The 14,822-nt window shown below is 57.3% G+C and carries 18 protein-coding genes and 1 tRNA gene; 17 read left to right on the forward strand and 2 right to left on the reverse strand.

The genetic code is table 11. The features are described 5' to 3' along the window. The 9 genes from OA90_RS16375 to OA90_RS29545 all read left to right on the forward strand — a co-directional run. Positions 1–357 (forward strand): M15 family metallopeptidase (locus OA90_RS16375; protein ID WP_199823735.1); only part of this gene is annotated, 357 nt, incomplete at its 5' end. A gap of 12 nt (positions 358–369) precedes the next feature. Next, complete coding sequence (locus OA90_RS16380) at positions 370–588, forward strand: hypothetical protein (protein ID WP_068414182.1); 219 nt, start codon at positions 370–372, stop codon at positions 586–588. Then, positions 588–938, forward strand: a complete 351-nt coding sequence (locus OA90_RS16385; protein WP_068414183.1) for a hypothetical protein — start codon at positions 588–590, stop codon at positions 936–938. Before OA90_RS16380 ends, OA90_RS16385 begins: the two co-directional genes overlap by 1 nt. A 231-nt stretch (positions 939–1,169) precedes the next feature. Continuing rightward, positions 1,170–1,499, forward strand: a complete 330-nt coding sequence (locus OA90_RS16390; protein ID WP_068414185.1) for a hypothetical protein — start codon at positions 1,170–1,172, stop codon at positions 1,497–1,499. Positions 1,500–1,560: 61 nt separating this feature from the next. After that, positions 1,561–2,118 (forward strand): GIY-YIG nuclease family protein, encoded by a 558-nt coding sequence (locus OA90_RS28065; RefSeq protein ID WP_082837094.1) that lies wholly within the window; start codon positions 1,561–1,563, stop codon positions 2,116–2,118. A 224-nt stretch (positions 2,119–2,342) separates the two neighbouring features. Next, positions 2,343–3,308: an ABC-three component system protein gene (locus OA90_RS16400; protein WP_068414570.1), complete on the forward strand. Its 966-nt coding sequence runs from the start codon at positions 2,343–2,345 to the stop codon at positions 3,306–3,308. Further along, a complete protein-coding gene (locus OA90_RS16405) occupies positions 3,292–3,540 on the forward strand; it encodes an ABC-three component system middle component 8 (protein ID WP_068414194.1) in 249 nt (82 codons plus the stop codon). Before OA90_RS16400 ends, OA90_RS16405 begins: the two co-directional genes overlap by 17 nt. Further along, the gene (locus OA90_RS29540; protein ID WP_244274658.1) at positions 3,527–4,291 is read left to right on the forward strand and encodes a hypothetical protein; all 765 of its coding nucleotides are present in this window, start codon (positions 3,527–3,529) and stop codon (positions 4,289–4,291) included. The genes OA90_RS16405 and OA90_RS29540 overlap by 14 nt, the downstream gene beginning before the upstream one ends. A 33-nt stretch (positions 4,292–4,324) precedes the next feature. Further along, positions 4,325–5,320 (forward strand): DUF2326 domain-containing protein, encoded by a 996-nt coding sequence (locus OA90_RS29545; RefSeq protein ID WP_244274660.1) that lies wholly within the window; start codon positions 4,325–4,327, stop codon positions 5,318–5,320. A 109-nt stretch (positions 5,321–5,429) separates the two neighbouring features. On the opposite strand, the gene OA90_RS16415 is transcribed toward OA90_RS29545, so the two are convergent. Next, complete coding sequence (locus tag OA90_RS16415; protein ID WP_068414197.1) at positions 5,430–5,666, reverse strand: hypothetical protein; 237 nt, start codon at positions 5,664–5,666, stop codon at positions 5,430–5,432. 253 nt (positions 5,667–5,919) lie between these two features. Here OA90_RS16415 and OA90_RS16420 point away from each other — a divergent pair, with 253 nt between their 5' ends. Further along, positions 5,920–6,753: a DNA adenine methylase gene (locus tag OA90_RS16420; RefSeq protein ID WP_068414200.1), complete on the forward strand. Its 834-nt coding sequence runs from the start codon at positions 5,920–5,922 to the stop codon at positions 6,751–6,753. Positions 6,754–7,184: 431 nt separating this feature from the next. On the opposite strand, the gene OA90_RS16425 is transcribed toward OA90_RS16420, so the two are convergent. Beyond that, positions 7,185–7,274, reverse strand: a tRNA-Ser gene (locus tag OA90_RS16425). Positions 7,275–8,143: 869 nt separating this feature from the next. Here OA90_RS16425 and OA90_RS16430 point away from each other — a divergent pair. The 7 genes from OA90_RS16430 (at position 8,144) to OA90_RS16460 (ending at position 14,627) form a co-directional block, all read left to right on the forward strand. Then, on the forward strand, positions 8,144–9,187 hold the full coding sequence (locus tag OA90_RS16430; protein ID WP_068414573.1) for a septal ring lytic transglycosylase RlpA family protein: 1,044 nt from the start codon (positions 8,144–8,146) through the stop codon (positions 9,185–9,187). A 75-nt stretch (positions 9,188–9,262) separates the two neighbouring features. Continuing rightward, entirely contained in the window at positions 9,263–10,480 is a 1,218-nt protein-coding gene (locus OA90_RS16435; protein WP_208986174.1) for a D-alanyl-D-alanine carboxypeptidase family protein, read from the forward strand. Between the two features lie 81 nt (positions 10,481–10,561). Beyond that, positions 10,562–11,251 (forward strand): dTMP kinase, encoded by a 690-nt coding sequence (gene tmk, locus OA90_RS16440; protein ID WP_068414203.1) that lies wholly within the window; start codon positions 10,562–10,564, stop codon positions 11,249–11,251. Beyond that, a complete protein-coding gene (locus OA90_RS16445; RefSeq protein ID WP_068414206.1) occupies positions 11,251–12,312 on the forward strand; it encodes a DNA polymerase III subunit delta' in 1,062 nt (353 codons plus the stop codon). The genes tmk and OA90_RS16445 overlap by 1 nt, the downstream gene beginning before the upstream one ends. 147 nt (positions 12,313–12,459) lie before the next feature. Further along, positions 12,460–13,266 (forward strand): TatD family hydrolase, encoded by an 807-nt coding sequence (locus OA90_RS16450; protein WP_068414207.1) that lies wholly within the window; start codon positions 12,460–12,462, stop codon positions 13,264–13,266. Next, a complete protein-coding gene (locus tag OA90_RS16455; RefSeq protein ID WP_068414213.1) occupies positions 13,263–14,066 on the forward strand; it encodes an MBL fold metallo-hydrolase in 804 nt (267 codons plus the stop codon). Before OA90_RS16450 ends, OA90_RS16455 begins: the two co-directional genes overlap by 4 nt. 21 nt (positions 14,067–14,087) lie before the next feature. After that, positions 14,088–14,627 (forward strand): regulatory protein RecX, encoded by a 540-nt coding sequence (locus tag OA90_RS16460; protein ID WP_156510535.1) that lies wholly within the window; start codon positions 14,088–14,090, stop codon positions 14,625–14,627. The last annotated feature ends 195 nt before the right edge of the window (positions 14,628–14,822 follow it).

Consider the following 14,822-nt stretch of genomic DNA (forward strand, 5'->3'; position numbering starts at 1 on the left):
GTGCCGGTGCGCACGATCACTCTTCACAGCAAGGTTGCCGCCTCGGCCGAGCGCGCGTTTCACAAGATCCGCGGCCTCTATTCAGACCGGCAGATCAAGGATCTCGGTCTCGATCTCTTTGGCGGTTCGTTGAACGTGCGCCGCATGCGCGGCGGCAGCCGCTATTCCATGCATTCCTGGGGCATTGCCATCGACTTCGATCCGGAACGCAACCGCCTGTCCTGGAAGCGGCCACAGGCGCGCCTGTCGCTCGACGACGCCATTCCGTTCTGGCGCGCATGGGAAGCCGAGGGCTGGGTCTCGCTCGGCCGCGCCGCCAATTTTGACTGGATGCACGTCCAGGCGGCCCGTCTTTAAAGGAGGTTTCCAATGATCAAGACATACAAGCGGGAAACCGCATGGGCCTTGCTCGCCGCTCTTCTCGTGCTTTGCGGGTTCGATCTGTGGAGTGGGGGCGGCAGCGCGGCACAATATTGGGCGGAGCTTTTGACGACGCCGGTGTTTCTGTTCGCCGGCGGGGCTTTCGGCCTCGACGTCGTTGCCAAACAGTGGCCGAAGAAGACCCGCCAACCGCAGGACTTCGGCTGATGCTGGTGGTCATCGGCTGGTTCTGGAAATCCAGAACCGGCGCCATCCTGACCGCCTTTGCGGCAGTCGGGCTGGCGCTCTTCACCTGGCACACGTTCGACAAGTCGAGTGCCGTCCGCGCGGTCGTTTCGTCTTTTGTCGCCGATGTCGAGCTTGCCGCGGCCGAGGCCGAGCTGGCCGTACTCAAGCGCCGCACCGCCGCTTTGGAAACCGCGAACTTCTCCTTTCAGCAACAGCTGACGGAGTCCGAAGCCCTGCGCACCCAACAAGCCCTGGAGCTGGATGATTATGTTTCGACTGTTGATGCTGTTGTCGATCGGCCTCTTTTTGAGCGCCTGTCAAACCGATAGGGACCGGGCAAAGCAGGCCGGGGCCAGGCTCGGGGCGGCCGCTGCCGAAACTGCGCCGCCCGATCTTCCCTCAGACTGTCGCGAGCGAGAGCGCTCCGGCGTTCAAGTCGGCGATCCATTGGATTTGGCGCTGATCAAGACCGACCAGGCGCTTGGCCGCGCGAACAGCCGGGTCGCGCGTTGCGCGGACTGGCACGACACGTTTCGGAGCCAAGTGGCAGGAGGTGTAAAATGAGAGAGTTGATCGGATGGTTTTGGGACTTGCCACTCACGAAGATGGCCGCGATTACTGCCTTTGCCGCAATCGGAGCAGCTTTGCCGAAGGATCTTTCGGCACGCGATCGCCTGATGACCTTTTTCGTCGGATTCATGGCGGCGCTGGTGTTCGGTGATCCGGTGCGAAGCTTGCTCGGCTTCAGCGAAGCATGGGCCTATGGAATGGCCGGCATTCTTGCTATGACAGGCAGGAACATCGCCGTGTTCATCCTGCGGGCCAGCCGGGATCCGAAGACGTTTGCGCAGGATGTGCTGGAGATCTGGAGGGGGGTGCCGAGGAAGTAGTGAGCCGGGGTAACCGAACCGGAAGAACCGGCCCGGAGCTGCCGTTGACCAACCAGTCAAGATGCTGCAGTCGCAGCCCGCATTGCCCACATTCGCCGCAGGTGCGACACTAGAAGCTACTTCCTTACGGAAAGAAGAGAACTTGCCGGTTTATTTTTTAGCCAATGGAGAAGAGCGATTAAGCCCGATTAAGATCGGGCGAACTAATTCCCTCAAGCGCAGGATGTCCGAGCTCCAAACTGGTAACCCCGTTCAGCTCAGGTTACTTGGTTACATTGAAACCACAGAAGATGCTTCGCTCGAAGCACAGTTGCATCGGGAATTTTACCAGAAGCGTCTGTCTGGAGAATGGTTCGACATTGAAGCCGAAGAAATCGTCCCCGTTCTGTTGTCGGCAGGTGCTGCAGCATACGCTCCACCAGAAGATGCCATCTTTGAGTTCGAGAGCTACGACCGTTCCGGTATTCCATGCTTTGTAAGAGGAGCAGCATGGCTCGACCTTCAGGTTGAGGAGCTTTGTCCTTCTTGCGGGTGTTTTGGTGGAATCCACTACCAAGGTGGACCAGCCGGTGAAATCTGTCTTCGATGTGGTTACATGCCCACTCACCACGATGCCTGAACAAAGGCCTTCCCGGCCCTTTGCTGCCAAAGAACATCTTCTCAATCAATGGCCGTTTTGCGCCTTCAGTTTCAGACATTCGCAATCCGGACCGAGATACCAAAAAGTCGCCGATCATTCTGCTGTGACATGATCCCTATTCCGCAACTCATAGTAACCGTGCTAGGAAACCACGCCTATGGCCATATTGTCGAGCCTCTGAAGTGGACTGTCGGAATTTGAAATTGAAGTATGCCTATGAGGATTTGAGCGATGATCAGTTCGAGAAGCTGATCGTGATTTTGTGCCAACGGCTGCTTGGCATGTCTGTGAAGGGCTTTGCCAAGGGCCCTGATGGTGGACGCGACGCCAAGTTCGTCGGCACGGCCGAGCTTCTTCCGAGTACAACTGATCCTTGGGTTGGTACGGTAATCGTCCAAGCCAAGCACACCAACGGCTACAACCGCAATTTCGGCGAGGCCGATTTCTACAGTAAGCAATCTAAAGACACGGTGATTGGTAAGGAGGTGTCGCGGATTACCAAACTGCGCAAATCCGGCCAGCTCAATCACTATATGCTCTTCGCGAACCGTCGATTGGCAGGCAATGCGGATCAGGTAATCACTCAGCACATTGCAGAAGAATGCAACCTGCCTGAAAGTTCGATCTATCTCTGCGGGCTGGAGCAGCTCGAGCTCTTTATGAGGCAATTTCCTGAAGTCCCAGCCTTGGCTGACCTCGATCCAGTTGATTCGCCATTGATTGTCTCACCGGACGAATTGGCCATCGTCGTCGAAGCGATCGCTAGCCACGAAGTCGATTTGTCAACGGTTCTCGATGCACTGCCGGCCGAACGAACGTCGTATGAGACAAAGAATTCACTCAACAACATGACGCCAGAATATGCCGCCGCCCTTCGTAGGCGCTATCTCAAGGATACGGCGCAGATCAGGACGTTTTTGGCGGCGCCCGAAAATTTGGACATCCTCAGATCCTACGAAGCGACCACCGAGGAGTTCCAGATGAAGATCATTTCGAAGCGAAAGGACTTCCAGAATTTTGACGCAGTCATGGAGTATCTGCTTGATCTTCTGTTCCAGCGTGATCCAATCCTACGCCAGAAGCAGCACAGGCGTTTGACCCGTGCTGTGCTCTTCTACATGTATTGGAACTGTGATATAGGGGAGATCGTCGATGCTGAGACCGAGTAAGCACGCGCACCCCGACCGTACCATCGTAAATGTTGCGCTGCTGTTGCTCGTGAGGCTTCGCACCCAACGCCTGTGTGACTACGATTCCCTGCGCACGTATGCTCGTAAGGCCGTCGTTGGCGGAGACGTGCTGTTTTTACCTTCGCTCAACTTCCTCTATTTGCTCGGTTTGATCGAATACCACCCTAAGACCGATGCAATCGAATATGTGGGGCAGAATGAAGCCGTCTAAGCTTTATTCCAACATGTCCGCCTTATTCGCACCGGTGGAGTTCGAGCCCGAACTCAACGTGGTGCTAGCGGAAATTCGTCTGCCCGAAAACCGCGATCGCGATACGCATAATCTTGGCAAGACCACGCTCGGCCGCTTACTTGATTTTGGTTTTCTGTCGGGGCGGGATTCCAAGTTCTTTCTGTTCAAACATCTCGACCGCTTCAAGGAATTCATATTTTACCTGGAAATAGAACTATCTGACAATAGTTTCGTTACTGTCCGGCGCAGCGTCGCCAATGCGTCGAGGATCGCATTCAAAAAGCATACCGCACGCCATCAGGATTTCTCGACCCTACCCGATCTCGAATGGGATCATGTCGATGTCCCATTCGAACGCGCAAAAGAATTGCTTGATAGCTTGCTGGACTGGCGAGCGCTGAAGCCGTGGCCCTATCGTAAGGGGCTCGGCTACTTCCTCCGGTCACAGGAAGATTTTCGCGACGTTTTCCAACTGCGAAAATTTGCCAACTCGCATGCAGACTGGAAACCCTTCCTTGCACATATTCTCGGTTTCGATGCTGAGTTGATCAGGCAGCACTATGAGAAGGAGGCTGAGCTCAAAGTCAAAGAGTTCAACACCTCTACGATCCGGCAAGAACTCGGGGGCGAGATTGAGGACGCGGGCAAGATCGATGGGCTTTTGCTGCTCAAGCGGCAGGAGGTTGACAAGAAACAACAGCGCCTCGACGCTTTTGATTTCCGGAGCTAGGATAGAGCTGACACCAAGCTACTCGTGGACCAAGTGGACGAACGAATCGCCACACTCAACCAGCGGCGGTATTCGCTAAGCCAGAACAGGAAGAAAATCATCTCTTCATTGAAAGAGGACCAGATCCTCTTTGATCCGGACGATGCGAGTGAGCTGTTCCGCGAGGCCGGAGTTTTATTCTCAGGGCAAGTAAAACGTGATTTTCAGCAACTGATCGCCTTCAATAAGGCGATCACCGATGAGCGGCGTAGCTATTTAATTGAGGAGCGTGCGGAAATTGAGGCAGAGCTGAAAACCATCAACACGGAATTGAATGCGCTCGGCAAGCGCCGTTCGGAATTGCTAGCGTACCTGAGCAGCGCGGATTCTTTCGCGAAATACAAGCGTCTTTCTAATCAACTCGTGACGCTTCGGGCCGATATCGAAAGCCTTGAGCGGCAGCGTGAGTTTGTCCAAAGGCTCCAGAAACTGAGGGCGGACATTCGTACTCTCGCCGAAGAGAAGACGCACCTACAGGCGGCAATCGAAGCGGACGTCGAGGCGAAGAACGCCGATGCAGGAAGTTTGTTCTCGCGCATTCGCTTGTTCTTCAACGAAATAATCGAAGACGTCATCGACCAGAAGGCGCTTCTGAGCGTCGTTGTCAACCAGAACGGACATCTTGATTTCCGCGCCGAGCTGCTAGACGATGCAGGCATCGCGACCAGTGCCGATCGCGGGTTTAGCTATAAGAAACTGCTCTGCATTGCCTTCGATCTCGCGATGCTGCGCGCGCATCTTGATGACGCCTTTCCTCGCTTCGCCTTCCACGATGGTGTCTTTGAATCACTCGACGACCGAAAGAAGGAAAATCTTCTTGGCGTGATTCGACGCTACTCCTCGCTAGGCCTTCAGTCGATCATTACATTGATCGACACGGATCTGCCCTCTCGAACCGAAGGCGAACCCGTGTTTGATGAATCAGAGATCGTCGTATTGCTTCATGATGAAGATGACAGCGGGAGACTGTTTAGGATGGGGCCATGGTAGTTACAATCACGTCAGAATTCGAAACGCACTGACACTTGACCGACAGTCCGCTTCCGTATGCTTTTGGTCATTCGTACAGACCGCGACGAACGACCGCTCTCCGTCCGTTCTAGCCGCGATCTTCCCTCGGCGCCGTCGTGGCGGGTTTGCTGTGAAAGTGGGATCTGTCACCGGTGAGCTTTTCCGCCAGGTCGTCGATCGCTTCCATGACGTATCCGGCTTTCCGATACTCCACTGAGCCAATCTTCGCCTCTCGCGTCAGCTGCACCGCGCCGTCGCGGCCGAGCGCGAGCTTTTCCAATATCTGATCCGTCTTGATGTGTCCGCGGCCGCTTCTGCCTGACATGTCGGGTCACCGTTTGCTTGTTTCTGTTTCCTACTCATAGGAACAAAACACGAACGAGGCAAACAGGTGACCGATCAAATCTTCCCGCAAAAAGACGCGGGAGATCCGGAGCGCGCCAACGCACCGGATACCGGCAGTCTGCCAAGACCAATCGCCGGCCGATGTCTGACAAGCATTCCATCGCCCCCACGAGCAGGCCCGAAGGCCTGATTCTGCTCTGCCGCAGATGGGGGATTACTGGAAGGCAAAATGGATGGAGTCAAACCTATTTGGTGAACTTGAGAGTGAAGGCGTATCCCCGGTTGCGCCTTGGATGGGTGGAAAACGGAATCTTGCAAAGCGCCTGACGCGAATAATTTCGACGGTGGATCACCAGATCTATGCGGAGCCATTTGTGGGGATGGGTGGAGTTTTCCTCCGGCGGTCCTTCATCCCGAAGGCCGAAGTAATCAACGACTTCTCCGGCGATGTGATCAACCTCTTCCGCATCCTCCAGCGCCACTACCAACAGTTCCTGGACTGTTTAAAGTTCCAGATAACAAGTCGCCGCGAATTCGAGCGATTGATTAAAACCGACCCTACGACACTGACAGACCTGGAGCGAGCCGCTCGATTTCTGTATTTGCAGAAAACGGCCTTCGGCGGAAAAGTCACGGGTCAGAGTTTCGGGATAAGCCCTGATCGGGGTGGACGCTTCAACATCTCGACGCTTGCGCCGATGCTGGAAGATGTCCACGAGCGGCTTGCGGGTGTCGTAATCGAGAACCTGTCGTTCACCGAATTCATCCCGCGGTATGATCGCCCTGGAACTCTGTTCTACTGCGATCCGCCGTACTTCGGGTGCGAGGATGACTACGGCAAAGAGATGTTCTCGAAGGATGACTTCTCCCGACTCGCGGATCTGATGGAAGGCGTGAAGGGAAAAGTGCTGCTCTCAATAAACGACACTCCTGAGATCCGGAGCATTTTTTCGGCCTTTCACCAAAAGCAGGTGAACGTGACCTACACGGTCAGTGAAACCGCTCCGCAGGAATTCAGCGAGCTGATCATATCCAATTTTGATCACCCTCTGCTGAGACTTTCCTAGATGGTCGGGACGGCTGTCTGATTCTATCAGTGCGACTGACGATACAGGCGTGGCTGGCGCTGCCGATCAGCAGCCTCGGCCACACCTGGGCTTTCGGGGCCGGAAAAGTTAGCGGGGTGGAATGAGAACAAAAGTGTCCCACTTTTTGAGGGGTGGTAAAAAGTGGGACGTTTAGACCCAAAAAACTCAATGAAAACAAAGGGACAAAAAGCGGGTGGAGGCCCCGACCGGAATCACAACTTCACTTGTCAGATTGACGGCGCGACTCAGGAACAAAGGAAAAACCCGTGTGGGACTTTTGTGGGACTTTTGTCTCAATAAGTCCCACGCGGGCCATATTGAGCCTAATTTGTACACTCTTTGTTCCCTTCTCGCTCTGCCAAATACAGGCAAGAACGAACCAAAAAAGCAAAGGAAAAACAGAAGGTTATTGGCGGTGAGGGTGGGATTCGAACCCACGGTACGCTCTCACGCACGGCGGTTTTCAAGACCGCTGCCTTAAACCACTCGGCCACCTCACCGCAGGCAGCCGCGTTCTGAAGAATGCATGCTGCCGATCCTCCGTTTCCTTCGTCTTTGAACGAAAGTCAAGAGCGCGCAGTCATCCCTTTCGCTCAGGTCGCGGATTTCGTGTGGAAGGTCTTGTCCGGGGACGGGCCGCACCTCCGGCCTGTTCCGGTTCCGGGCGTTTGCAGGGGCAGGGCTTGCGCTGCGGGACCGGAACAAAACCAAAGGGCAGGGGCCGCCGGTCCGGTGTCGTGGGCAGGGTTTTGAACCGGCGGCCAGTGCTGGAGGTGGGTTCCAGCATCGCTGATGACTGGGTTGTCATCGGCAACATGGTGACCCTACGCGGATCGGGCAGGTGTGAATGTGATGTAGGTCACATAGACACTTATTGCGGAATATCGGCCTACTGTGCCTTGCATGCAACACGCGGAAACCTCCGGTTGTTCATCGCAATACTCCCGGTTTTTCTGAAGCTTGAAGACACAGCCAGCAGGTCCGGAGAACTGCTGGCGGTACAAAGCTGGGAGTTGTCGAAATGAAAGCGGCTTACAGCCTCGACGGAAGGTTTACTTTGAAGTAATACAAATACGCTTTAGTAGGCAATTGTGGGACTCACGGCGGGGGCAGTGTGTCTTGCGGGGATTGATCGATAGATCTGAAATGCCTGTGAACCGACGCGGATCGAACCACGCGCCGGGATGTATCGCGTGAGCCGCGGGGCCGCCGGCGCGTAATTGAGTAGGACGGCAGTATGCATGGGATAGGCGGGCAGGCTTGCCAGGCGGTAGTCCAGGGGACAGACCACGTGGCGGAAACGTCTTCAAAGAAATCCTCCGAAGCGCTAGAGCGGATCATCCGGTTCAACGGTGGTATCTGGGCCCAGATGCGGACGGGATTGATGGTTATCGCTGCGGTGTCCCTGGTCGCCGCCTGCAGCAGCCCCCAGCAGGAAACCTCCAAGTTCAGCCCGAAAAAATACGGTGTCAAAGGCAGCCCGCGCATGGTTGCGGCAGGCAAGCCCGTGCCGAAAGGCGGCGGACGTTATGTCGTCGGGAAGAAATACAAGATTGCCGGCAAGTGGTACTATCCCAAGACTGATCCGAATTACAAGAAAACAGGACTGGCGTCCTGGTACGGACCGACATTCCATGGCCGCAAGACCGCCAACGGCGAGATCTTCGACCGCAACGCCCTCACCGCAGCACATACCACGATGCCTTTGCCGTCCTATGCGCGCGTGACCAATGTTGAAAACGGCCGGTCAATGGTTGTTCGCGTCAATGACCGCGGACCTTTTCACGGCAACCGCGTGATCGACCTTTCCGAACGTGTTGCCACGATGCTCGGTACCAAGTCCGCCGGAGTCGGCAAGGTCAAGGTCGAATATGTCGGCAAGGCTCCCCTGCACGGACAGGACGAGAGCTTCCTGATGGCGTCTTATCGTGGACCTGGCGCCGTCGAGCCGGGCGCAACACGTCCGGGAACCATGATCGCCCAGGCGGAACCGCAAGTGTTTCAGGCCCCGCCCAGCGTCGTGTTCGGCAGGGTTCCCGCACCTGCGACACGTCCGTATCTGGCCGCCGCACCTTCCACGACCGCCTTTCGGGCGCAGAGCCCGGCAGGCATGAATGTGGCGTTCGACCCGGCAATTGCCTTCGAGGCAGGCAGGCCGACAATCGAGGTCGCCTCGAACAACAGGTTTGAACCGGTCAGTTCCGCTTACACAACCGGGCCTTCGCCGGCGCCGGGAACTCTCGGTGTTCTGCGCGTGCCGGCCCCCGGTACACCGACCGGCCTGGTCGATGGCAGCGCAATTTCCTCCTTTTCGGCCAACAAACGCATTTCCGAAGCGCACGCTTTGCTCGTCTCCGTGTCCGCATCCGGACTGTCGATGCGTGAGCTGGCTGTCCGGGCAAGAGCGGAATAAACGGCGGTCTGTTTGCCGCCTGAAAGGCGTTAGGGTTTAAATCAGGATGACCTGCCGGCGGGTGAAAGAACTCAGATGCGTTCAGCAAGATCCGGAAACATCCTGAAAATATCGCGCCGCTTGTCTTTCGGATCTTTTGTCCGACTGGTTGCTCTTTCGGCACTTGCGGTTTTCATGCCGGAACATGTCGCCCCGTTGAGCGCAGCCGAGGCCATTGCCACAAGGGCACCAAAAGCCTTTCTCTATGAACCGGCGTCCGGAACAATCCTCTACGCCAAGGCTCCGGACCAACCGTTCGCACCCGGATCTCTGACCAAGGTAATGACGGCCGCCACCGTCTTTCAGGCGCTGACAGACGGCGAGATGAAGCCGGACCAGCTTTGCACGGTGAGCGAACACGCCTGGAGGACTGGCGGTGCGCCATCCGGCCGCTCCACCATGTTCGCCGCCATCAAGTCCGAGATCGCCGTGGAAGATCTTCTCAAGGGGCTTCTCGTTCACAACGCCAACGACGCTGCAATTGTCTTGGCTGAGTGTCTCGACGGGTCCGAGGACGCCTTTGCCGACAGAATGACAAGACTGGCCCGGTCCATCGGCATGACAAACAGTCAGTTCGCCAACCCGACCGGCCACGAGAGCCAGCCAGGGCGTACCACCGTGCGCGACCAGACGCGGCTCGCCGAATACATCCTTGAGATACATCCGCAGCACTATCGGCTCTTTTCCCTGCCGGAGTTCACCTGGAACAAGATATTCCAACGCAACAAGAACCCGCTTCTGGGTGAAATCCGCAATCTGGACGGTCTCGGGGGCGGCACTGACCCAACCGACGGTTTTGCCGGTCTCGGATCGGTCGAGCGAAATGGACGTCGCGTGATAGCATCAGTCGCCGGCCTGACATCCGACAAACACCGTCTGCAGACCCTTCAGGAAGTTATCGAAGGGGCCTGGGAGTTTTTCGCCGTTCAGACACTCTTTTCCTCCGGAGACGTTGTTGCCGAAGGCAGGGTTTTCGGCGGGACAAGCAGCAGCGTGCCGCTTGTGGCGCGCAAAGACATCGACGTCCTTCTCGCCCGTGGCGGCACACTGGATTACCGCATCCGCGTGGTCTACGAGGGGCCGCTCGTCGCTCCGCTTGAGGAAGGCCGGCCGGCAGGGGAATTGCAGGTTATCGGCAAGGACGGCATCGTCTACAGGGCTCCGCTGGTGACCGGTGCTTCCGTCGCGCAGGGGACTTTGTTCGGCCGCGCCGTCGACGGCCTTCAGGAACTGCTCTTCGGATGGATAGGATAGAGATATCAACATCCGGCCCAAGACCTGATATGAGTCGGCCGGATTGTTTCTGAACAACCTTGCAAACGGAGCCGAGAACTGGTGCCTGGACATTTCATAACTTTCGAGGGCGGTGAGGGGGCCGGGAAATCGACCCAGATCGCCCGCCTGAAAGTCTATCTGGAAAGCCTCGGGCAATCTGTTCTGGTCACCAGGGAACCGGGTGGTTCGCCGGGGGCGGAAAAAATCCGCGCGCTCCTGCTTTCCGGTGAGGTCAGGGACCTCGGCCCCAGGGGCGAAGCCATGCTCTTCGCCGCCGCGAGGGCGGACCATGTCGACACCACAATCAAACCCGCCCTTGAACAAGGCCAATGGGTTCTGTGCGACCGCTACGCCGATTCCACACGCGTCTATCAGGGTGAGGCGGGGGTCGACACGGACTACCTGAAACTTCTGGAAACAGCGGCTGTCGCCGGTGTCCGTCCGGAACTGACGATCCTGATCGATATTCCCGCGGAAATCGGCCTGAAGCGAGTGGCCAGCCGCGCGCAGACCGATGACAGCGGCGGCCCGGACCGCTTCGAGGGCGAAGCGCTGAAGGTCCATGAGCGCCGCAGAAGACTGTTCATCGAACTCGCAAGACAAGAGGCGTTCCGCTTTGCCGTGGTCGATGGCACGAAAGATCCTGAATACGTCGCAACCGCCATTCGCAAGGCCATAAGCGACAGGTTCGCCGACGAGCTGAACATCGCTGACGAACAGCAGCCTGCTGCACGCGAGGGAGCCCACTGATGGCGCGATCCCAGGATTTGACGCCCCGGCCCGAAGTCGATGTGCTGCCCGGCTTTCCGCCACCCCACGAAAAAGACCGGCTGATCGGCCACGAAGCCACCGAACGGGCGCTCCTTGATGCCTACCGCTCCGAGCGGCTTCATCACGCCTGGATCCTCGGCGGCCCAAAGGGCATAGGCAAGGCGACGCTGGCCTTTCGCTTCGCCCGGTTCGCCCTTGCCAATCCCGACCGGTTTGGCGCCGATGTCGCCGCCGCGCAGGACCTGTCCGTGCCCGCCGAACATCCGGTCGCCCGCCAGCTGAAAGCCGGCGGCCATCCGAATGTCCTGCATCTGCGCCGGCCCTGGGACGACAAATCAAAGCGGTTCAAATCGGACCTTCCGGTCGATGAAATTCGGCGCACGGTGTCCTTTTTCGGCACCACGGCCTCCGCAAACTCCTGGCGCATTTGCATTGTGGATGCCGCCGACGATCTGAACATCAGTTCAGCCAACGCCCTTCTGAAAATCCTGGAAGAACCTCCGGAGCGCTGCCTGTTTCTCGTTCTCAGCCACGCGCCCGGCCGGTTGCTGCCGACGATCCGCTCCCGCTGCCGGCGGTTGGATCTCGCACCCTTGAGCAGCAACGATATTTCAAACGCGCTACGCGACCTGGCCCCCGACAGCATTCCGGCTGACGACGATCTGCTGGAAATCTCAAAAGCCGCGGATGGCAGCTTGCGCGCGGCGATCACGCTTTTGTCGGGCGACGGACTGGCAATAGCCAAGGGCTTGAAAAAGCATGCAGAAACTCCCGGACAACTTGACCTGGCTGCGATCCACGCGCTTGCAGATCTGATTGCCGCGCGAGGCCAGTCCGATAACTGGGAAAGCTTCCAGCATATCACCCGGATATGGCTGCACGAACGGATGCGGCGCGACCTTGCTTCCGGCGTCCACAAGGCTTATCCGCTTGTGGAGCTGTGGGACAGAACCAACAAGGCCATCAGCGATGCAGACGCACTCAATCTAGATAGAAAACAGGTGGTTCTGGACTTCTTTTTCGCGCTCAGAGCCGCCTGATCTTCACCGCGGGAAAGTCCGGACCGCAAGTGGCCGCAATCGAAAACTTGCAGGCGCCTTCTTGGGATTTTCAAGATTTCCGGCTATCAAGTCGCGCCAAAGCACAAATACCGCACACCCCGCAGCAGACCAATTTCTGGACCTTTCATGCTCGTTGACAGCCACTGCCATCTCGATTTTCCCGATTTCGACGGCGAGCGCGCCGAACTGATAGACCGCGCCGCGCAGGCAGGTGTCGACCTGATGGTGACGATCTGCACGCATATTCGCAAATTCGATCAGGTGCGCGCCATCGCGGAGGAATTCCCCCAGGTCTATTGTTCGGTCGGCACACATCCCCATAACGCGGGGACCGAGCGCGGCATACCCGCCGATGAGATCATCGCGCTGGCGGCCCATCCCAAGGTGGTCGCCATCGGAGAAGCCGGCCTCGACTATTTTTATGACAAGGCTCCCCGCGATGCCCAGGCCGAAGGGCTGCGCATTCACATCGAGGCCGCCCGTCAGACCGGCCTGCCGCTGGTCATCCATTCCCGCGATGCCGACGACGACATGGCCGCCATTCTGCGCGAAGAAATGGGGAAGGGGGCCTTTCCGGCCCTCCTGCACTGTTTCTCCTCCGGAAGAGAGCTGGCCATGACCGGGATAGAGCTTGGTCTTTACGTATCCTTTTCCGGTATCCTGACCTTCAAGCGCTCCGAGGAACTGCGCGACATCGCCCGGGAGCTTCCGGCGGATCGGCTGCTCGTGGAAACAGACGCGCCTTATCTCGCTCCCCAGCCCAGACGCGGCAAACGCAACGAGCCGGCCTATACGGCCATGACCGCCGCCGTACTGGCCGAAACGCGCGGTGTGTCCGAAGAGGAAATCGCCCGGCAGACGACGGAAAACTTCTTCCGGCTGTTCCGCAAGGTGCCGCAATCGGCGCGCCCGGCGCAGGCTTCCTGCCAATGAGCGTCGTTCTGACGATCCTCGGCTGCGGGTCTTCCGGTGGTGTCCCGCGCATCGGCAACGACTGGGGCGATTGCGATCCCGAGGAGCCTAGAAACCGGCGTTCCCGATGTGCACTGCTTGTGGAAAAGCATGGGGAAAACGGGTGCACAACCGTGTTGATCGATACCGGCCCCGACATCCGTGAACAATTGCTCAGGGCCGAAATCTCTCATCTGGACGCGGTGCTCTTTACCCACGAGCACGCCGATCATCTGCACGGCATCGACGATCTGCGCGCTTTCATGGTGCGAACCGGTAAAAAGATGCCGGTCTTCATGGACACCTCGACATTTGAACGCGCCTATCACGCATTCAGCTATTGTTTTCAAACGCCGCAAGGCTCCAATTATCCGCCAATCCTTGAGCACCGTCTCATCGAGACCGGTACCCCGGTGAACATCGGCGGGGAAGGCGGCACGCTGACGTTTCAGCCAGTTGCGGTCACCCACGGAGATATTGATGCGCTCGGCTTCCGTATCGGCGATGCAGCCTATATTCCCGACGTCTCCGATATCCCGCACGCAAGTATCAAGCAATTGAAAGAACTGGATTATCTGATCCTTGACTGCCTGCGTCGCCGACCACATCCGAGTCATTTCTGTTTGGAAGATTCCCTTGCCTGGACCGAGAAATTGTCCCCGGACAAGGCTGTTTTCACCAATCTTCACAACGATCTGGACTACAGAACCCTTTGCAGGGATCTGCCGCAGAATATCGAACCCGCTTTTGACGGTATGCGCATTGTCTGTCCGCAATTTTAGCACCTCGAGGCGATGAAGCTGTTGCCGGATAACCCTCGCTACAAGATCCCGACCGAAGACCGGCTGATCAGATCGGCGGTTCATTATCTGGAACGCTATGCATCATCGGCGGCCAATTTGCGCAAGGTGCTCGAGCGCAAGGTTCTTAAGGCCTGCATGGCGCACGAACGCGACCCAGGCGAATTTTCCGCAATGATCGATGTCGTTGTTGATAAGTGCCGCCAGAGCGGCCTTGTGAACGATCTGGCATATGCGGAAACCAAAACCGCCGGCCTGAGACGCCGCGGCGGCTCTCAGCGCAAGATCGAGGCCAAGCTGAGCGCCAAAGGTGTCGATCGGGACACCATCCGAAAAGTCCTGAACAACGATGGCCGGGACGATCTCGGCGCCGCGTTCATTTTCGCAAGACGCCGTCGGCTCGGTCCGTTCCGATCCGATAACAAGGACCGCCGCGACAAGGATATGGCCGCACTCTGCCGCGCCGGCTTTTCCTACGACATCGCACGCCGTGTCATCGACGCCACCGACGAAGACCTTGCCGCGCATGAAGCCAGAGACTGAACATACGGTTCAATCAGGCAGCAAGATGCTGAAAATCTGTCAGGCCAGGCACGAACAACACAAACCATTGAATGCATGATCATATCTGCAATCTAAAAAGTTCCATAATATTGATTATGCGAATTGAGTTTATAGCGCCCATTTAGTAATGCGACACTTGGGCCAGTTAGAGATGCGACACTTCCCGTCCGTCTG

This window comes from Labrenzia sp. OB1, from assembly GCF_001624695.1.
Taxonomy (GTDB): Bacteria; Pseudomonadota; Alphaproteobacteria; order Rhizobiales; family Stappiaceae; genus Roseibium.